19 protein-coding genes and 1 pseudogene are annotated in these 18,345 nt (G+C 34.1%); 12 read left to right on the top strand and 8 right to left on the bottom strand.

Annotated features, from left to right (window positions below):
• Positions 1 to 51: 51 nt before the first annotated feature.
• The 3 genes from BWGOE10_RS24130 to BWGOE10_RS24120 form a co-directional block, all read right to left on the bottom strand.
• Entirely contained in the window at positions 52 to 2,022 is a 1,971-nt protein-coding gene (locus BWGOE10_RS24130; protein WP_070145271.1) for an FtsX-like permease family protein, read from the bottom strand.
• Positions 2,023 to 2,116: 94 nt separating this feature from the next.
• Entirely contained in the window at positions 2,117 to 3,139 is a 1,023-nt protein-coding gene (locus BWGOE10_RS24125; protein WP_070145270.1) for a sensor histidine kinase, read from the bottom strand.
• A 2-nt stretch (positions 3,140 to 3,141) separates the two neighbouring features.
• Positions 3,142 to 3,837 carry a response regulator transcription factor gene (locus BWGOE10_RS24120; protein WP_000276732.1) on the bottom strand — a complete coding sequence of 232 codons (696 nt, stop codon included), beginning with the start codon at positions 3,835 to 3,837 and terminating at the stop codon, positions 3,142 to 3,144.
• A gap of 209 nt (positions 3,838 to 4,046) precedes the next feature.
• Here BWGOE10_RS24120 and BWGOE10_RS24115 point away from each other — a divergent pair, with 209 nt between their 5' ends.
• From BWGOE10_RS24115 to BWGOE10_RS24100, 4 genes are all read left to right on the top strand, one after another.
• On the top strand, positions 4,047 to 4,319 hold the full coding sequence (locus BWGOE10_RS24115; protein ID WP_002089211.1) for an autorepressor SdpR family transcription factor: 273 nt from the start codon (positions 4,047 to 4,049) through the stop codon (positions 4,317 to 4,319).
• The gene (locus BWGOE10_RS24110) at positions 4,316 to 4,951 is read left to right on the top strand and encodes an SdpI family protein (protein WP_070145269.1); all 636 of its coding nucleotides are present in this window, start codon (positions 4,316 to 4,318) and stop codon (positions 4,949 to 4,951) included. Before BWGOE10_RS24115 ends, BWGOE10_RS24110 begins: the two co-directional genes overlap by 4 nt.
• A 163-nt stretch (positions 4,952 to 5,114) precedes the next feature.
• Complete coding sequence (locus tag BWGOE10_RS24105; protein WP_070145268.1) at positions 5,115 to 5,831, top strand: ABC transporter ATP-binding protein; 717 nt, start codon at positions 5,115 to 5,117, stop codon at positions 5,829 to 5,831.
• Positions 5,821 to 7,395 carry a permease gene (locus BWGOE10_RS24100; protein ID WP_070145267.1) on the top strand — a complete coding sequence of 525 codons (1,575 nt, stop codon included), beginning with the start codon at positions 5,821 to 5,823 and terminating at the stop codon, positions 7,393 to 7,395. The genes BWGOE10_RS24105 and BWGOE10_RS24100 overlap by 11 nt, the downstream gene beginning before the upstream one ends.
• A gap of 219 nt (positions 7,396 to 7,614) precedes the next feature.
• Here BWGOE10_RS24100 and BWGOE10_RS24095 read toward each other — a convergent pair whose 3' ends face one another.
• Positions 7,615 to 8,487 (bottom strand): AraC family transcriptional regulator, encoded by an 873-nt coding sequence (locus BWGOE10_RS24095; protein ID WP_070145266.1) that lies wholly within the window; start codon positions 8,485 to 8,487, stop codon positions 7,615 to 7,617.
• A 331-nt stretch (positions 8,488 to 8,818) separates the two neighbouring features.
• Between BWGOE10_RS24095 and BWGOE10_RS24090 the strand changes: the two genes are divergently transcribed.
• From BWGOE10_RS24090 to BWGOE10_RS24075, 4 genes are all read left to right on the top strand, one after another.
• Entirely contained in the window at positions 8,819 to 9,589 is a 771-nt protein-coding gene (locus BWGOE10_RS24090; protein ID WP_070145265.1) for an ABC transporter ATP-binding protein, read from the top strand.
• On the top strand, positions 9,576 to 11,525 hold the full coding sequence (locus tag BWGOE10_RS24085; protein ID WP_070145264.1) for an ABC transporter permease: 1,950 nt from the start codon (positions 9,576 to 9,578) through the stop codon (positions 11,523 to 11,525). Before BWGOE10_RS24090 ends, BWGOE10_RS24085 begins: the two co-directional genes overlap by 14 nt.
• A gap of 143 nt (positions 11,526 to 11,668) precedes the next feature.
• Positions 11,669 to 12,247 carry a class I SAM-dependent methyltransferase gene (locus BWGOE10_RS24080; RefSeq protein ID WP_070145263.1) on the top strand — a complete coding sequence of 193 codons (579 nt, stop codon included), beginning with the start codon at positions 11,669 to 11,671 and terminating at the stop codon, positions 12,245 to 12,247.
• A complete protein-coding gene (locus tag BWGOE10_RS24075; RefSeq protein WP_070145262.1) occupies positions 12,247 to 12,846 on the top strand; it encodes a DedA family protein in 600 nt (199 codons plus the stop codon). The genes BWGOE10_RS24080 and BWGOE10_RS24075 overlap by 1 nt, the downstream gene beginning before the upstream one ends.
• 71 nt (positions 12,847 to 12,917) lie before the next feature.
• Here the strand turns inward: BWGOE10_RS24075 and BWGOE10_RS24070 are convergent, their stop codons facing one another.
• Positions 12,918 to 13,301 (bottom strand): hypothetical protein, encoded by a 384-nt coding sequence (locus BWGOE10_RS24070; RefSeq protein WP_070145261.1) that lies wholly within the window; start codon positions 13,299 to 13,301, stop codon positions 12,918 to 12,920.
• A gap of 73 nt (positions 13,302 to 13,374) precedes the next feature.
• Positions 13,375 to 13,833 carry a helix-turn-helix domain-containing protein gene (locus tag BWGOE10_RS24065; protein WP_070145260.1) on the bottom strand — a complete coding sequence of 153 codons (459 nt, stop codon included), beginning with the start codon at positions 13,831 to 13,833 and terminating at the stop codon, positions 13,375 to 13,377.
• 280 nt (positions 13,834 to 14,113) lie between these two features.
• On the opposite strand from BWGOE10_RS24065, the gene BWGOE10_RS24060 reads away from it, so the two are divergent.
• Positions 14,114 to 14,794, top strand: a complete 681-nt coding sequence (locus BWGOE10_RS24060) for a DUF7003 family protein (protein WP_070145304.1) — start codon at positions 14,114 to 14,116, stop codon at positions 14,792 to 14,794.
• 79 nt (positions 14,795 to 14,873) lie between these two features.
• Here the strand turns inward: BWGOE10_RS24060 and BWGOE10_RS24055 are convergent, their stop codons facing one another.
• Both BWGOE10_RS24055 and hpt read right to left on the bottom strand, forming a co-directional pair.
• On the bottom strand, positions 14,874 to 15,776 hold the full coding sequence (locus BWGOE10_RS24055) for a diacylglycerol/lipid kinase family protein (RefSeq protein ID WP_070145303.1): 903 nt from the start codon (positions 15,774 to 15,776) through the stop codon (positions 14,874 to 14,876).
• A gap of 235 nt (positions 15,777 to 16,011) precedes the next feature.
• Positions 16,012 to 16,539 (bottom strand): hypoxanthine phosphoribosyltransferase, encoded by a 528-nt coding sequence (gene hpt / locus BWGOE10_RS24050; protein WP_000687586.1) that lies wholly within the window; start codon positions 16,537 to 16,539, stop codon positions 16,012 to 16,014.
• 161 nt (positions 16,540 to 16,700) lie between these two features.
• Between hpt and BWGOE10_RS24045 the strand changes: the two genes are divergently transcribed.
• From BWGOE10_RS24045 to BWGOE10_RS33000, 3 genes and pseudogenes are all read left to right on the top strand, one after another.
• Positions 16,701 to 16,916 (top strand): hypothetical protein, encoded by a 216-nt coding sequence (locus BWGOE10_RS24045; protein WP_070145259.1) that lies wholly within the window; start codon positions 16,701 to 16,703, stop codon positions 16,914 to 16,916.
• Positions 16,917 to 17,099: 183 nt separating this feature from the next.
• Positions 17,100 to 17,432 (top strand): hypothetical protein, encoded by a 333-nt coding sequence (locus BWGOE10_RS24040; protein ID WP_070145258.1) that lies wholly within the window; start codon positions 17,100 to 17,102, stop codon positions 17,430 to 17,432.
• 159 nt (positions 17,433 to 17,591) lie between these two features.
• Positions 17,592 to 18,345 (top strand): annotated as a pseudogene (locus tag BWGOE10_RS33000) (S-layer protein); the annotation flags it as partial.

The following is an 18,345-nucleotide window of genomic DNA, read 5'->3' as shown; positions in this document are numbered from 1 at the left end:
GGAAAAGGATATAAGAGGTATCCTTTTCCTGTACTAATATATTTATAAAACTTAACCATTCGTATACTCTGATAACTTTTGCATGCAAAAGGAGCGAATGAATAAGAAAAAGATGAATTCAACTACTCCAAAAATAATAAGAACGGCTGAAATTTCTTTGAATAGTGATAAAGCAATTACGTCTTGAAGCATTTTTGTTGCGAACATTGTATGAATGGACGCCATAACGTACGGAACGAAAAATAAAATGCTAAGTTGAATGGTTGCAGATCTTTTCATCTCTGCATCTGTTACACCAATTTTTGAAATTGCTACATATTTTTCTTGTTCGTTCGTTAAATCTGTATACATTCTGAAGTAAAGAACGCTACCAGCTCCAATAAAGAAAATGACACCTAAGAATGTCCCGATTAGGAAGTATGCGGCACTTCCTGATGTGATTCTATATAATGAGCCTGCTGATTCATAGGAGCGTATAAGTGGTCCTTCGTATTGGAATTCCTGTCGATCTCTTTGTATTTTCTTCATAAAATCAGCAGCAATTTCATACGTCTTTTCCCAGTTTTGTACGTTATAATTGTACGCTGCTACATGCTTTGTTGTATTTGGTAAGTTGTTTACAACAGCGTCAGGTAAAATTAAAGTTTGATATGAAAAGTCAGAGGGAATGGCCCCTACTTGTTCATAGCCCTTTACTTGTAATATCGTATTTGTGCTAGAAAGTGTAATGGATTTTCTATTGAAGCTTGGCTCAAATTGGCTGAATAAGGTGAAATAAGCGCCACCGCTTAAGACATATGCTTCGTTATCGCTCATGAATAGTTGTTTCATTCGCAGGGAAGCTGCAAGTTTGTTATAGTCACTTTGTTTCATGGCATAGATGTCATTGTAAGTTGTTATACCTTCATCTTCTTTCAATGGTGTTTCATATAAATCAGCTTTGATCCTTTTATAAGAGAAATTTTCTTTTTGTAACTGCTGTTCAAGCCAAGTTAAATGCTCGTTAGCAAAAGGATTTGCGTCATATGAAAAATAAGAAAATGGAAAAGGTGAAGTTCTCGCAACATCTAGCTTTGTAAACTTTCCGACTCCATATAGGAACGTAATCATTGTGAAAGCAATTGTAGAAAGCATCGCTACAATAAAAAGCATATTGATATTCGTTCGAATACGACTTGCTAAATCCGAAATCCAAAGCATATTAATTCGTTTCATATAAAACTTTCTTCTTTTCTTTAAAATATAAATAAGTAAGAAACTAATTTGAGAAAAGAAAAAATAGGTCCCAATTGTAACAAGTGCTGGAATCACAAAAACACTTGACACCATATAGATAACGCCTACTTGCGTGTTTATTGAGAAGAAATATTTAGGGTTTGCAGCTAAAATATAACCACCTAATAAACAGATAGCACCAAATAGAGAGATAAATATGGATGGTTTTCTTTCCTTTTGTTTCCTACCATTCATTTTTAATAGGTTTACCGTCTTTTTCGTACGAATTAGCATGGGTGTAAATGAAGATACAGCGATAAAGAGACCAAGAAACACAATCGTTGTTAAAATGAAAGCATTCGTAGGGGGATATAAATATATCCCTGGTAGATGTGTAATTTTCGCTGTTACTAATAAGAAAAACTGCGAAAAGACAAGTCCAAACTGCATACCGAAAAAGATAGATAAAATACCAATTAACATATTTTCAGTGAAAACGAGTCGATGTAATTGTTTTTTTGATATACCTAAAATAGTTAAAATACCAAATTGCTTTTTACGAACTTTTAAAAACGATCCGATTGAATAGAGTAGAAAAAAGAACGAGAACAAAACAATAACAACTTCTGAAAAAATCATTAATCCTGAAATTTCAGAGATCATAGTGGGATTTTGTAATTTCGGATGAAACAAATAAACAGCGAACGAAAAGAAAACAGCAATGGAAAAGGCACTGCTTATAAAGTAAGCAAAATAAGCTCTTGAGTTGCGCGTTACATTTTTAAATGCAAATTGCCAAAATGTCATAATACGTGCCTCCCGTTAGCAGGGAAATATGTAGTTTTATTGCAAAAAATGTATGAGAGTGAGTTCTCATACATTTTGCTAGCATATGTTCTGATCATGCTTTAGTCACCTTCTCTACATTCTCTGCTTGATTATTCGCAGCATTGTGGAAGATGATTTTAATCGTCGTTCCTTTACCAACTTCAGAATCTAGTTTGACAGAGTGACCTAAATAATCACAAATTTTACTTACAATATAAAGCCCCATACCGGTAGATTCTCCGAATGTACGACCGTTTTTCCCAGTGTAAAATGGTTCAAATACTCTTCGAATATCTTCTTGCGGAATACCAACGCCTTCATCGCGAACTTCTAAAATAATGTCTTTTCCATTTCGATAAGCGGATAAGAACACTTTCTTTCCACGCTCACCAGAGTAACGGACTGCATTTGTCATTAACTGATAGATAATAAATTTTAGCCATTTCGCATCAGAAGCAACCTTTAGATCAGAATGTACTTCTAAAACAGGGAAGACGCCATTACGAATGAATAATTCTTTTAATCCATTAATATTTTTTGTTACCGTATCTTTTAATGAAATCGTCTCAACATGGAAATCTTCATGGAAGTTATTTAACCTAGCCATGTATAAAGCCATATCAAGTCCTTGGTTTAGACGCTCTAACTCTTTTTTGAATTTCGGAATTAAATGTTCATCTTCCATTTCCAGTACCATAAGCTGCATAACAGAAACAGGTGTCTTCATTTGGTGCACCCAATGGTTAATGAACAATTGATGTTCCTGTTGTTTTACTTCATACGATTGTAGTTCTTTTTGGAAGAGACGGTATTGCGTACGCACGAGTTCATTTACACCGTGAGGCATCGGAGCGGTTGCTCTTTCAATAAACGCATCCTCCATTTTTTCTGGCTGCTCACTTAATCTATGATACATTCTACGGTTACGAACGTAACGATAAGCAAGGAAACAAATAAATAAGTATAAGCTTAAAACGATGAAGTAAAATTTATTATTTTGAAATCCATCTACTGCATCATAGAGAACGAAAATGATACCGAAGTTTAATACGTACAGTAGAAAAAATGCAAAATGATCACGTAAAAATAACTTCATGCTTATTCACTCCAAGTTGCGTTAAAACGATACCCAAGTCCACGTACTGTTTCAATAGCATTTTCAATACCAAGCTCATTGAACTTTTTACGAAGACGCGTGATGTTTACGTTTAATGTATTTTCTTCAACGAAGCTCTCATCATCCCAAAGAGCAGCTAATAAATCTTCACGGCTCGCTGTACGAGGGAATTTAGATAATAACATTTCGGCTAAAATTGCTTCTTTCTTCGTTAAAAGAACTTGTTCAGATCCGAAGTGAATTTCTGGACGTTCAGGGAATAGTTTTAAACCTTCTACTTCAACGATACGTTCAGAAATATTTGGTGCATAGTCACCGTAAATACGGCGCAATTGACCTTTAATTTTAGCCATTACAACGTCGTAGTGGAACGGTTTCGTAATATAATCATCCGCACCGCTTTCAATCGCCATAATTTGTTCCATCTCACCAGCACGCGCTGAAATGAAAATAATTGGACAAGTAGATTCATGACGAATTTGACGGCACCAGTAGAATCCATCGAATTTCGGTAAGTTCACATCAAGTAAAACAAGATGTGGTTTCACTGCGTTAAACGATTCCATAATATCATCGAAATTCTCCGTAACAACAGCATCATAGCCATATTTTTGAATGTGAGATTGTAGTAATGATGAAATATTTGGATCGTCTTCAACGATTAAAATTTTATACATATGTATATTCCTCCTCAAAAAAACAATTGTAGCTATAGTGTACCATGTGTTTCACGTCTTTTCATTATGTTGAAATATAAGCTAGTAAACAGTATAGGTCAAAAGCGTGAAAAGTAAAAAGGGCTATGGATACGATTGACAATTTATAGTTTTTATTTTAACATTTAGATAAATATCTAAATGTCTAATTATCGAAGGGAAGAAAGACATTGAATCAAGCATTCAAAGCATTAGCAGACCCAACAAGGCGAAAAATTTTAGATTTATTAAAAGAAGGCGATTTAACAGCTGGCGAAATTGCTGAACAGTTCAATATGACAAAGCCAAGTATTTCTCATCACCTAAATGCGCTCAAAAATGCTGAACTTATCCAGGATGAAAAAAGAGGACAATTCGTTATGTACTCTTTAAACACAACTGTATTTCAAGATTTATTGACTTGGGTGTTTACGTTTACGAATAAGGGGGAAGAGGGGAAATGAAAAAACATCTTTTTGCAATTATATTAGTTCTTATAACTTGTATCGCATGGGCGTTTGCTTGGCCACATTTGCCGGATACAATCGCGACACATTGGAGTGGTGGTAAGGTAGATGGCTATTCTTCTAAACTTTACGGAATGATTTCTATGGTTGGAATTATGATTGCGTTATATGTATTTCTAAATGTGATACCAAAGATTGATCCAAGGAAAGCAAATTACGAGAAATTTTCTAAAGCTTTTATGATGATGAATAACGGGATACTCCTGCTACTATTTGTAGGAAATATAGATATTATTACAAGTGGACTAGGATATAATTTATTCATTAATCGAGTTCCAGAATTATTAGTTGGTGTTTTATTTTTAGTGATGGGTAATTATTTACCACAGTGTAAGCCTAACTTTTTCGTTGGGATGCGTAATCCTTGGACGTTAAGTAATGAAGAAGTATGGCGGAAAACACATCGATTTAGTGGAAAAGTATTTGTAGCTTTAGGACTCATTATGATTATAAGTGTTTTCGCTCCAGCTGATTGGAGATCTTATATGATGCTTGGGATTATAGTATTTGCTGTCCTCATAACGAATTTATATTCTTACGTTTTATATAAAAAAGAAATGCAATTGTGAGCAATAAGCGATTGAACTATACTATTCAAATTTTATATTTATAGTTTCTATGTGTTAAGAGATTTTAATACTCAGTGGGGATAACGAAAAAGCTCACTGAGTAAATTTTTTGTTCTTTGATCTGAAAATTCAGTTAACAAATAGATGGTTTGGGGGAAATCACATGTTAGAAATTATAAATTTTAGCAAGACATACAAAGGTGGCAAGAAAGCAGTAGATCATTTAAATATTACTGTTCAAGCAGGAGATATCTTTGGATTTATCGGGCATAACGGTGCGGGGAAAAGTACAACGATTAAGTCATTAGTAGGAGTTATAGATTTTGAAGAGGGTGAAATTTTTGTTGATGGCCACTCAGTAAAAAAAGATCCGATTGCATGTAAGAGAGTAATGGCGTATATTCCCGATAATCCAGATTTATATGAGCAATTAACAGGAATTCAATATTTGAACTTTGTTGCTGACGTGTTTAAAGTGTCTGCGAAGGATCGGGAAGAACAGATAAAGAAGTATGGGGATGCCTTTGAGATTACACCTTACTTAGGAGACTTAATTTCTTCTTATTCACACGGTATGAAACAAAAAGTAGCGATTATATCAGCGGTTTTGCATAAACCGAAATTATTAGTTTTAGATGAACCCTTCGTTGGTCTTGATCCAAAGGCTGCTGTAGTATTGAAAGGTATTATGAAGGAGCTTTGTGAAAAAGGAAGTGCGATTTTCTTTTCTACGCACGTTTTAGATGTGGCGGAGAAGTTATGTAATAAAATAGCGATGATTAATGGAGGGAAATTAGCACTTTCAGGAGAAGTGAATTCTTTAATAAAGGAAGGCTCATTGGAAGAGCTCTTTATGAAGGAGCTTGCTAATGAATATTAGTAGTCTAGATCTTTTAAAAATCCGCTTGATAACACAGCTTGGTTTAAATACTTTTAAATACGAAAAAGATAAAAAGAAGAAGCAGAATAAGATTTTACTTTCAGCATCTATTGCCTTAGTTGGTGTCATGTTAATGTTATATTGCGGAACCTCGGCATATGGATTGGTGAAACTAGGAATGAGCGAAATTATTCCAGTTTATGCACTAGTTATTAGCAGTGTATTAACGTTGTTTTTCACTATATTTAAGGCAAATGGAGAAATTTTTGCTTTTAAGGACTACGACTTTTTAATGTCATTACCGATTCGTGTAAGTACTGTTATTACAAGTAGATTTTTGTATTTATACTTGCTGAATACGATCTTTTCAATCATAATCATGCTACCAATGGGAGTTGTGTATTGCATACATGAGAATCCATCAGTTTCTTTTTACCTTATGTGGTTCATCAGTATGTTTATAGCATCATTAATTCCAACAACAATAGCAGCGATTTTTGGAGCTGTGATTACGGCAATCGCTTCTAAATTTAAAAATGCGAATAAAATAACTACGATTTTAAGTTTTATAGTAATTATTACATTCGGTTTCTTTATGCTAAAAAACGGAAATGCTCAATATAGCCTTAATGATATGAACGGAATTGGTGCAATTGTTTCGGAGCAATTAACTAAAGTGTATCCATTAGCTAACATGTTTCAAAAAGCAATTGTTAATGCTGATATTATAGCTTTCATCCTATTCGTTGGGATATCAGTTATTTGGTACTATCTTTTTGTAAAAATACTTTCGTTAAAATATAAGCAAATAAACACAGGGATTTCCACTTATCATATGCTTTCAAATTATGAGATTAATAGTATGAGAAAAGAAAGCGTATTGGTCGCATTGTATAAAAAAGAACTGAAACGTTTCTTCTCTTCTACAGTGTATGTCATAAATAGTGGAATGGGAGTCGTGATGGCGATAGCTTTCTCGCTGGCTATAGTTGTAGTAGGACCAAGTCAATTAATAGCGTACCCTGGAATTGAGCCCCTGTTGCAAAAGATTGCTCCATTTGCTATTGCAGCAGCGATTTCGATGACGTGTACAACATGTGTGTCATTGTCTTTAGAAGGAAAAAATGTATGGATTATTAAGTCATTGCCTATAGCGCCAAAGATGATTTATGACAGTAAAATTCTTATGAATCTTTCATTGAGCATACCTGCATCACTTATTAGTGCTGTATTACTGATAATAGGGTTAAAACTAGATGTTTGGAGTTCTCTTTTCATCGTAATAACACCGATAACATATTCATTATTTTCGGCAGTATGGGGGATTTTTATTAATAATCGATTTGGTTATTATGATTGGGTATCAGAAACTCAAGTAGTAAAACAAAGTATAGGGGCGTTTGTTGGTATGTTTGGTGGCTTAATTGTGGCTGTTATACCTGCCTTGTTAATTGGTACCGCTACTATCTCGAACTACAAAGTATTTACTTTTGTAGTTGTTATAGTGCTTACGATAATTACTATTTTCTTGTATAAGAACGAGTCGAGAAGAAGTATAAAGTGAAACTTTAATCAGTGGGGGTTTTGTTCATCCACCACTGATTATTAGCCCTCACCAATCGGGCGTTTACGGGCAGTTGATCTCCCACCTAACTTCTTTGCTCCACCTGAATTTTGAGGTGGGAGTTTTACTGCCCACAAATAGCGGGATAAAATAAGAAGCTGCTTTTCCTTTAAAGAGGAAGAGCAGCTTTTTTATTTTGAAAAAGTTTAGACCCTTATATTACTTTTTCAAAACAGGTACCCATATCTCGCTTCTGAAATTCGGCGAGGATACATCTTTACTTTCATTCCACAATATTTCCGGACCTTCCGCTAGTTCATAGTTTGAAGAAGGGAACCATTCGGAATAAATACGTCCCCACACATTTTGTAATGCATCAGGAAATGGACCGACAGCTTCAAATATAGCCCATGTTGAAGCAGCAGCTTCAAGTTGTTTGAAGTGCTCTGGACAATCTTTCGTTGTGGCTACTCCAATATAGTGATCGAGTTCGCCTTTTTCTTCCATTCTTCCTTCAGAAAAGTTAGTAGATGCACTAATGATTCCATTTGGTTCCACATTTGAAAGCATCTTTAATGTTTGAATGGACTGTGGGGTTAAACTTTTCCACATAGAAGCAATTTCTTCATTTACACCATTGAAAACAATTGGTACTCGTTTTGTAATACCTATAATTCGAAATGAGTCTTTTTCTTCAATTCGATAGTTCATTGCATTTCCTCCTTGAATGGATAGTTGGAAGGTCATTGGTGAATAAGCTTTCAAAGAACGACTACTATTTCGGGCCTCTGAAGGTGTTATACCGTGCAAATTTTGAAATGCACGTGTAAAAGAATCTGGTGAGTTGTAGCCATATTTTATAGCGACATCAATGACTTTTGTATCGCTATTTTTTAGTTCAAAGGCAGCAAGAGTAAGGCGTCTACAGCGAATATATTCTGATAGTGATATGCCAGCTAAAAAAGAAAACATTCTTTTGAAATGATATTCGGAGCAGAAAGCTATTTTTGCGACTTCTTTAAAATCAATTTCGTGTGTAAGGTTGTCTTCAATATACTGCATTGCCGCATTCATATTTTTAAGTGAATCCATTATATGACCTCCTCTATAAATAGAATATCAGGAACAAAATAGCTCCATCCGACATTTCATGCACAACTTTGTAGGGGACATTTTTAACCTTACAGGAACATTACATTTTTAACCTTACAAAAATGTAATGTTCCTGTAAGGAGAATGAATGGATGGCATGATATCCCAATGTTATAGTAACAAAGTACTTTAGTACATTAGGTTAAATTTTGATGTCTTTACTTATGCGCCTTACATAACTGTCATGTTTGTGTAAGAAACATCGATAGTGGCAAGAGTAGAGAGTGTATATAGTTGAAAATAGAGAATAGAAGAAATGAGGGATGTCGAGATGAAAACAGTGTTAGAAGCAAAAAATATTGAAAAAGTATATGATACAGGTGGGAATAAATTTGCAGCTTTAAAAGGTATTAACTTACAAGTAAAAGAAGGTGAGTTCGTTGGAATTATGGGACCTTCTGGTTCTGGTAAGACGACTCTTTTAAACGTTCTTTCTACAATTGATAATGCGACGAACGGTGAAATTTTAATTGATGGAAAAGATATCGTGAAGATGAACGATGATAAGCTAGCGTTATTCCGCCGCGATCATTTAGGGTTCATTTTCCAAGATTATAACTTATTAGATACGTTAACGGTGAAAGAGAATATCGCGTTACCTCTTGCATTATCGAAGGTGAAGGCAAATGAAATTGATCGCCGTGTTCTTGAAATCTCCAAGAAATTTGGTATTGATCATATTTTAAGTCAGTTCCCATATCAAGTGTCTGGTGGACAGAAGCAGCGCTGTGCGGCATCGCGTGCTATCGTTACAAATCCTAGTATGATTTTTGGAGACGAGCCGACAGGAGCACTTGATTCAAAATCGGCAACAGACTTACTAGAAAGTATGAAGTCGTTAAATGAATATGATAATTCTACAATTTTAATGGTAACGCATGATGCGTTTGCAGCGAGTTATTGTAAACGAGTTATTTTCATTAAAGATGGTGAGTTATATAAAGAATTGCACCGCGGTGAATTAACACGTAAACAGTTCTTCCAAAAAGTCGTTGACGTAATGTCTTCCATTTCTGGAGGTATGGCTGATGACCTTATCTAGCATTGCCCTCCGCAACATACAGCGGAACTTTAAAGACTACTTTGTATATTTTGCATCTATGATATTTAGCATCGTCATTTATTTTACATTTAAGGCGTTGCAGTATAATTCACAAATGGAAAAAGCTGCGGAAGGTTCAAAAAAAATTAGCGGTGCGTTTCAAGTTTCAAGTGTCATGCTAATCATCTTCGTAGCGGTGTTCATTATATATTCGAACGGTTTCTTTACAAGGAAGCGTAAAAAAGAAGTTGGACTGTATTCCTTACTCGGTATTCGTAAAAAACAAATCGGTAAAATGCTCTTTTATGAAAATATGTTAATGGGATTAATGTCTTTAATTATCGGGATTGCGATCGGTAGTGTCCTTTCAAAACTATTCCTTGAGTTATTAGTAAGTATGATGGGATTAAATTTAAATGTTCATTTTGAAGTACCGATGGCTGCAATTGTTGATACAGCAATTATTTTCTTTGTGATTATATTGTATACATCACTTCAAGGATATCGTTTAATTTATCGTTTCAAGTTAATTGAGCTTTTCCGTGCAGAACGTGAAGGGGAAGCAATGCCAAAAGGATCTGTAATTATGGCGTTAATTTCAATTTTCTTAATTGGTTCAGGTTATTTCTTAGCATTAATGTTTATGAAGGCAGTTAAGTATGCAGACTTTATGGCAGTTGCACTTTATATTTTACTTGCGACAGTATTAGGTACGTACTTACTATTTATGTTCTTTACAGTATTCGTATTAAAACGTTCAAGAAATAATAAATCATCGTTTTATAACGGTATGAATATGGTAACGACGTCACAGCTACTATATCGTATTAAAGGGAATGCAAAGTCACTTGCGACAATTTCTATTTTAAGTGCGGTAACATTAACCGCAGTTGGTACGTCAGTTACGATGTATTACAACACATTTACACAATCAAAAGCATTTACACCATACAGCTATTCTTATGAGAAAAAAGATGCAGAACTAGATAAGAAAGTAAATACGATTCTTGCGGAAGAGAAGCAGGATCACCCTGTTAAAGATCAATTTGAAATTGAAACGGTTCCTGTCAAAGGGAAGTTCGAAGGGGACAAAGTTGATTTCATTCTTAACATGAACTATACGATTTCAGAGAAATATCAGTTTATGTCTCAGTCTGAATTTAATAAACTTGCTAAAAAAATCGATGCAGAAACAGTGAATGTAGCTACTGGCGAAGCATTTATATATGATAGTTCTTATATGGAAGGACATGAGTTTAGTCCTCAATATAAAGGCAATAAAGCGGTATTCCAAATTGGAAATGAAACGAAGACATTAACAATCCAAGGTGCAAACGATAATGCAATTACAAACTTAGGTGAACTAGTTGTTGTCGTTTCAGATGAAATGTATGAACAAGCGAAGCAAGCATTTGGAACACGTGTTGTAAAAAATATTGATGTAAAAGATGAAAGAAACAGTAAAGTGTTAACAGAAAAACTAACAAAAGTGATGCCAGCTGGTGAATCAGAAATGGTACCACCATTTAGAGACTTCTACACTGGTTTCCATATGGGGCTTGAAGGAACGGGACTAATGATGTTCATCGGAATGTTCTTAGGACTTGTATTCTTACTAGCAACAGGTTCTATCATTTACTTTAAACAATTAACAGAAGCAAATGCGGATCGTGAGCGTTATGTTGTACTTCACAAAGTAGGGGTCACAAAACAAGAAATGAAAAAAGCTATTGCAAAACAAGTAAGCTTTATCTTTGCGATTCCGTTAGTAATCGGAATCCTGCACAGCTTGTTTGCATTAAAAGGTCTAGGGAACATACTACCATTTGAAATTATGATTCCGCTCCTAATTAGTATCGGGGTATACGGTGTCATTTATATCGGATATTACTTCTTAACAGTTCGTTCTTATTATAAGATTGTGAGCGCGAAGTAATAAATGAGCAGCTATCGCTATAAGCGGTAGCTGTTTTTTTATTCTTCATAAAATCTTAAGAAATCTCCTCAATTTTTATTAAGAAACGATAGTTATACTTAGAAACAAGTTAAAAACTATTGAACGAATGGGGAGAGGTTTACATGCAGCTCATAACATTCTTATATGAATTTATTAAACATCCGAAACATACTGGGGCAATTGCGCCAAGTTCAAAAATATTAGCAAAGAAAATGGTAGATGTAATTGATTTTCATAGAGCGAAATGCATCGTAGAGTTGGGGCCTGGTACAGGGGTTTTCACGAAAGAAATTATGAAGAGAAAGAAGAAGGAAACAATATTTCTTCTTATTGAAATTAATGAAGTGTTTTGCAAAGAGTTAAAGAGAAAGTTTAAAAATGAGCAGAACGTCATTGTTGTACACGGTTCAGCTGAAAATATAAAGAAGTATATGGAAGAGTTACAGATAGAATGCATTGATTACGTCTTATCGGGATTACCTTTTACTTCTTTACCAGAAGAAGTTTCAAAGTGCATTTTAAACAATGTAATGGAAGCGATACATGAGAATGGTGAATTTATTACATTTCAATATTCACTTGTGAAAAAAGGATTTATACAGCATTTCTTTCCGGAAATTACACTAGAAAAAGTGTGGCTCAATTTCCCGCCAGCTTACGTCTTTAGCTGTAAAAAAGAGCTAAGGAGAGCGTATGCATAATGGAATTACATGAATTATTATCATATATTGAGCAGTACGGTTATTGGGCATTATTTTTCTGCTTATGGTTAGGCATTATCGGCATGCCGATTCCAGATGAAATGATTGTAATGAGCGGTGGTTTTGTATCTTCACTAGGCGTATTAAGTGTTATTCCTGCGTTTTTATTAACATATTTAGGTGTTGTATCCGGGCTATCCTTAGGTTATATATTAGGGAAAATATTTGGTATAAAAGTACTTGATAAGCTAATGAAAAAGAAAAAGGCGAAATATCTTTTGAAATCTCAACAAATGGTAGAGAAATATGGTCATTATGCTTTAGTTACAAGTTACTTCATACCAGTTGTAAGACATATCGTACCGTATTTAGTTGGGATGAATAACATGTCATTTAAGACGTATGCTTTATATTCCTATACGACAGGATTTGTTTGGACACTCGTTTATTTTGTGCTCGGTTCTTTATTTGGACAACACATTGAAAGTATTGTAGCAGTTGCGATAAAGTATGGCGTGTATTTTGGCGGGATCGTTTTTGTTGTTGCGAGTGGTGCTTATTTGTATAAGCAAAGAAGAAGTACGGTGATGAGTAAATAAATAGAATAAAGGTTTATGCTTATTGAGAGTAGTATAAAAGGGAGAGTTATTTTGTAGAATAACTCTCCCTTTTACTGTAATAGCTTCTCATTACTTACATTAGGTGTTGTTTGAAATACAATTATATAAATTGTTAATATGATTGTATTGATTAGATTAGCTAATATAGTCATAAAATCACTTGATGGAATTAGGAGAACAAAGATTGAAAGTATGGCCGAAACAAGTGGAATGAACTTTTGTAGCGTAGTTAACTTTCCATCTTTATGAAGCTTCGAAGATTTAAAGAAGCAAAGTAAGAAAATAAAGGATGTAAATAATAATCCTAAATATCCCCAACCATCTTCAATATACCAAGGTAAAAAGCTCATTCGTGATGTGAAAATAAATAAATTTAATACTAACGTGCTAATGATTAACGTATTTAAAATCGTGATATTTGTCTGTTTTTTCATTTGAATTATACTCCGAAATTTATTTTATCCCGTATTAACGGGCAGTAAAACCCCCACTGATTAAAGTTTTACTTTATTGAGATATTTTTGCCATTTCCATAAATCGCTTTTCAATTTCATCCAATTCGAATGAATGGCATATTCTGCGGTCTTCTGTATCTAAAATTCTATAATGTTGAGATAAAATGTTTTGTTGTATTTGATAACCGTTTAATTCTTTTATTTGTCGCCACCACACTTTTCCTCCTAACGTCCTCGGGAAGTTCGTATTGTAATGTGTAAAAGCGATTGTTTTTATAATTTCATTCACATCATCCCCGAATGTCATCTGGACTGTATCGCTCTGTTCGAAGAGTGTTACGACACACACTGCACCTGACCATGTTAGCGTGCGTCTTCTTTTTTCAATTTCCACTAATGTTTTCTTCGATAAACCAATAATTTCTGACATTTTATCTTGTGATAAATCATTTTCAACACGGATGAGTTTTAATTTTGAATTAACGAGTTCAATAAATTCTTTTTTATCCATAATGCAGCTCCTTTTTTCTTGTAGTGTAAAATTACACTAAAGGTGTGATTTTGTCAATTGTAGTGTAAAGAGTTCCTTTTTTGTTTTTTGAGCTTACTAATTAATATTTCACTTTTGTTTTAAGAAAATGTTAAGAAACCGTACGAGTTTTTATTAAGAAATACGCTCTATACTTAGAAACATCTTAAAGAAAACAGAATGAAAGGCAAGTATGTCTATGTTATACTCTAGTAAAATTGAAAAAATTATTTTTGTTTATATAGAGGTGAAGATGATACATATGCAAAAAGATATTTTGAAGCTATTAGATAGAAAGCAAAGTAACTATGAATTTCCTACCTTTGATAATGAATATATGGATATTTCGCAAGTGAAATTCTCTCTTTTCTTTAAAGATACTAAGGATTGGTTAATGGTGTTTCAAATTGTCGGTGTAGGTTCATTAGGTGTATTTAATGATATTCAAGTATATGGCGATAGAATGAATCATTCAATTGGTGATGACGGTATTTTGCAAGTAAATGATGGAGATTATGAATTATTTGATGATGAAGGTGATTTTATACCGGATATTTATAAGGGCAGTTTAAGAATTCGTGATCATCATTTTGAATATCAATTTACAGAAGAAGATTATGTGAATAATGGAATAGAAGTGAAAACGAAAGAGTCTTATCCAACATATTTCATGCGTATGCTTGCTACTAATGACGAAGCTAGAAAGTTATTATGGTGGGATAAAGAAGAAATTTTAGAAGAGTTCGGTTTAAAAGGTGATTGGGAAGTAGCTTATGAAACGGAAGAGTGGCAACATGTTGAAGAAGAGAAAGTAAGTGAAAATGAATTCTTCCAATCAGTAGCTGCAGCGATAGAGAAGCAAGATTCAAGTGTTATTGTAGATAAGGATGCTAATACGCACTGGAAAAATTGGGTGGAGTTTGATTACGAAAACTTATATTAAAAATTAAAGAGTAGATCAAAATGCCTTGCTAATAAAAAAGACGAGCCAAAGTGTTGAAACTTTAGCTCGTCTTTTTGCATTACACAACCGCAGGATTATAAATCATCGTAAAGTGCCCTTGTAATAATTCAATATGACACGGTGTATGTAGAGAGCTTTCACCATCTGTATCTACTTCTTTTTCTTCTTCTGTTTCAATATGAATGGATTTAGCTTTGACGTGGAAGATGTCATTTTCATTTGAGTCTTCAAATAGTTTCTTTCCGATATAATCTTTAAAGGCTTGAATGCCTGTTGATTTGACTACGAAAATATCAAGTGTTCCGTCATCACATTTCACGTTCGGAATAAAGGACGGGATACCGCCAAGATATTCACCGTTTCCAACCATAACAAGGACAGCTTCGTCTTCATATACTTGTCCGTCGTAAGTAATTTTTACTGGGAATGTTTCAGCGTTTTTAACAGTTCGAATGGTACTTAAGTAGTAACCGATTTTACCAAGCTTTGCTTTCTCTTCTGCATCAATATTGTTTGATACTTCAGAGACGAGTCCAATACCCCAGAAGTTTAAGAAGTGTTGTCCATTTGCTTTTGCGACATCAATTGGTTTTACATGTCCTTTTGTAATGAGTTTTGCTGCTTCTGCAATATTTTGCGGAACACCAAGTGTGCGAGAGAAGTCGTTGCAAGTTCCGCCTGGAATGATTGCAAGTGTAGGTCTAGTTTCAAGAGGGGCTAAGCCATTTGTGCATTCAAATACAGTTCCATCACCACCGAAGACGATAATTAAATCTACTTTACTAGCAAACTTCTGACAATATTTTGTTGCATCACCTTGCTTTTTCGTATGAAGGATATGTAGGTCAGGAAAAGCTGCGGCAAGAGGTGGTACGATTTTCGTTAAATTTGTATGTAAGTCGCCTTGACCGGCTTTCGGATTTACGATGAGGAGTACTTTTTCAAATTTTGTCTTTGTCATTTTTATTCTCTCCCTTTGTCTTTTACGAATTGTGATAGAAAATAAACTTCCATCAATAATTGATGGAAGTTTACCCCGCATTAACGGGCAGTAAGACTCCCACCTCAAATTTCGAAGAATACGAGGAAGTTAGGTGGGAGATCAACTGCCCGTAAAAGCCCGATTGGTTCAACTAATAATCAGTGGGGGATAGACAAAACCCCCACTGATTAAAGTTTCACTTTATTTTTTTATATTATTCCGTTACAACTGAAGCGATAAATGGTAAGTTACGATATTTTTCTGCGCAGTCGATACCGTAGCCAACGATAAATTCGTCTGGAATTTGGAAGCCAACATATTCAGCTTTTAAGTCCACTTTACGGCGTTCAGGTTTATCAAGTAACGTACAGAATTTCAATGCTTTTGGTTTATGCATAAAGAAGTGATCTTTTAAGAAGTGAAGTGTTAAACCAGAATCGATAATGTCTTCTACGACAATTACGTTTTTTCCAGTAATGTTTACATCGATATCTTTTAATAGTTTTACTTTTCCAGTTGTTTCTGTTTGATTTCCGTAGCTAGATGCAGAGATAAAGTCGATAGTTACTTCGTTTTTAATATGACGAATTAAATCAGCAGCGAATACGAAAGATCCTTTTAATACAGCGATTACAACGATTTCTTCTCCTTCAAAATCACGTTCGATTTGAAGCGCTAGTTCTTTTACTTTTTCTTGTAATTGTTCTTCAGAAATTAAAGTGTCTTTTATTTCAATTTTCATTTGAATCCTCCTACAGTGTAAAACTTGTGAACATTTCGACTGTAAAGGATAGAAAGAAAAAAGTCAAAGAAGATATTAGGTTTTTACAGAAATCCCCACAAAATAGTCAGATGATATGATATACTGATTACATTAAGAAAGCGCTTCCATGAAGGGTGATTATGATGAAAAGGAAAGAGTATACAAGTGCAACATTTATAAAAGCATTACTTTTAACAATTGTTCTTGGTAGTTTGGCTTACATAATTGATGTACCAGCGATTCGGATTTCACTAATTGGAATGACTTTAGTATTAGGCGCAATTTCCCACGGTATGATGTCACAGCTACAAGAAGCTGGAGTCGATCATATGAAAGATCATATAGATGAGAAATGAGAAACCTTCACGTATAGAGAGTGAAGGTTTTTTGTTTCTTACAAAAATGTAAGGTAGTTGTAAGGCAAATCGATAGTTGCATAGTAGTGTTTTGGATAAACTATAAGTGTAAGGTAAAAGGCAAGCATATTTTAGGTAAATTAAGTTTTAGGCACTCTATATGTGAAAAAGGAGTAGGAGGGCATGGAGAAACGTTGGACGACCTTTTCTTTTTTAGCAACTAGCAACACCGTAATGCTAGCTGGCGAAATGGATTTTTTGCACTTGTTTGATCGAGAAGACGATCATTCTTCTTCTAAACTTACAATGAAATGGAATAAATGGAGCGAAAGTTGTAAATTGGAAGAAGAGGCCCCTAACGAAGAGCAAAAGATTATTTTGACAAATCCTATTAAAGCGTGGGTTGTTCAACGTCGTAAGTGTAACGTCAAAAATCACTTAAAGAAAACTGAGCCGAGACAATTAGTTATCACTCCGGCCCTTTCTACTTCTCAATCACGCGAAAGTAACAAATAAATATCGAGACACATCAAAAAAAGCATTGTATTATACGATGCTTTTTTTATTTTTACGAAAAGTCCCTTAGCGTAGAAAAGATTTGCTATGATTATGGAGGAATCTTACATTTTACATATGGTAGGAAATAGAATTGAAGTGAAATTAGAAAAGGTGTGTATGATGAAAAAATATAGTGTAATTGCAGTAGCCAGTTTATTGACAACAAATCTATTAGCGTTTCCTTCTAGTTCGCTAGCGGAAATTGAAAATAATACAAGAAATAATATAGAAGCTTTACAGAGTATACATAGTGATAGACAGAGTGAATTGCAAAAACAATTTGATGCTATAAAAGAGCAACAAATGGAATTAGAAAAAAGAAAAGATATTTTGAAACAGCAGGAAGAGTTATTTGATAAAGTTGACGAATTAAAACAGAAAAAAGAAGAATTACTAAAACAAGATAGTGAAGATAAAGAAAGATTAGAAGAAGTTCAGCAAAAATTAGATGAATTAAAGAAACAACAAGAAGAACTTGAAAAGAAGAATCCGTTAGAAGTACAAGAAAAGAATAACCAAGAAGGGACAAACTTGAATGAATTAGAGGAACAAAAAAGGAAGAAAGAGCTTGAAGAGAAGAGTCGATTAGAAGAAAACGAAAAGAATAATCAAGAAGAAACAAATCCTGAATTAAAAGAGAAACAAAAGAGAGAGGAATTAAAGAAACAGCAAGACGAATTACGAATAAATCAGCAACAATTGGAGCAGGAACAAATAGAGTTAAAGCAGAAAGAAGAGCGAGAAAAACAAGAACTTGAATTAAAGCAAAAAGAAGAACAAGAAAAACAAGAACTTGAATTAAAGCAAAAAGAAGAACAAGAAAAACAAGAACTTGAATTAAAGCAAAAAGAAGAACAAGAAAAACAAGAAC

This window comes from Bacillus mycoides (genome assembly GCF_001757995.1).
Classification (GTDB): Bacteria; Bacillota; Bacilli; order Bacillales; family Bacillaceae_G; genus Bacillus_A; species Bacillus_A mycoides_B.
Note: the sequence above shows the minus strand (reverse complement) of the source record. Positions and strands in the feature narration are given on the sequence as shown.

Bases quoted from the DNA above. Each gene is read 5' to 3' on its own strand.
- BWGOE10_RS24130 (WP_070145271.1), bottom strand. From the start codon at position 2,022: ATGACATTTTGGCAATTTGCATTTAAAAATGTAACGCGCAACTCAAGA.
- BWGOE10_RS24125 (WP_070145270.1), bottom strand. From the start codon at position 3,139: ATGAAGTTATTTTTACGTGATCATTTTGCATTTTTTCTACTGTACGTA.
- BWGOE10_RS24120 (WP_000276732.1), bottom strand. From the start codon at position 3,837: ATGTATAAAATTTTAATCGTTGAAGACGATCCAAATATTTCATCATTA.
- BWGOE10_RS24110 (WP_070145269.1), top strand. From the start codon at position 4,316: ATGAAAAAACATCTTTTTGCAATTATATTAGTTCTTATAACTTGTATC.
- BWGOE10_RS24105 (WP_070145268.1), top strand. From the start codon at position 5,115: ATGTTAGAAATTATAAATTTTAGCAAGACATACAAAGGTGGCAAGAAA.
- BWGOE10_RS24100 (WP_070145267.1), top strand. From the start codon at position 5,821: ATGAATATTAGTAGTCTAGATCTTTTAAAAATCCGCTTGATAACACAG.
- BWGOE10_RS24095 (WP_070145266.1), bottom strand. From the start codon at position 8,487: ATGGATTCACTTAAAAATATGAATGCGGCAATGCAGTATATTGAAGAC.
- BWGOE10_RS24090 (WP_070145265.1), top strand. From the start codon at position 8,819: ATGAAAACAGTGTTAGAAGCAAAAAATATTGAAAAAGTATATGATACA.
- BWGOE10_RS24085 (WP_070145264.1), top strand. From the start codon at position 9,576: ATGACCTTATCTAGCATTGCCCTCCGCAACATACAGCGGAACTTTAAA.
- BWGOE10_RS24080 (WP_070145263.1), top strand. From the start codon at position 11,669: ATGCAGCTCATAACATTCTTATATGAATTTATTAAACATCCGAAACAT.
- BWGOE10_RS24075 (WP_070145262.1), top strand. From the start codon at position 12,247: ATGGAATTACATGAATTATTATCATATATTGAGCAGTACGGTTATTGG.
- BWGOE10_RS24070 (WP_070145261.1), bottom strand. From the start codon at position 13,301: ATGAAAAAACAGACAAATATCACGATTTTAAATACGTTAATCATTAGC.
- BWGOE10_RS24065 (WP_070145260.1), bottom strand. From the start codon at position 13,833: ATGGATAAAAAAGAATTTATTGAACTCGTTAATTCAAAATTAAAACTC.
- BWGOE10_RS24060 (WP_070145304.1), top strand. From the start codon at position 14,114: ATGCAAAAAGATATTTTGAAGCTATTAGATAGAAAGCAAAGTAACTAT.
- BWGOE10_RS24055 (WP_070145303.1), bottom strand. From the start codon at position 15,776: ATGACAAAGACAAAATTTGAAAAAGTACTCCTCATCGTAAATCCGAAA.
- hpt (WP_000687586.1), bottom strand. From the start codon at position 16,539: ATGAAAATTGAAATAAAAGACACTTTAATTTCTGAAGAACAATTACAA.
- BWGOE10_RS24045 (WP_070145259.1), top strand. From the start codon at position 16,701: ATGATGAAAAGGAAAGAGTATACAAGTGCAACATTTATAAAAGCATTA.
- BWGOE10_RS24040 (WP_070145258.1), top strand. From the start codon at position 17,100: ATGGAGAAACGTTGGACGACCTTTTCTTTTTTAGCAACTAGCAACACC.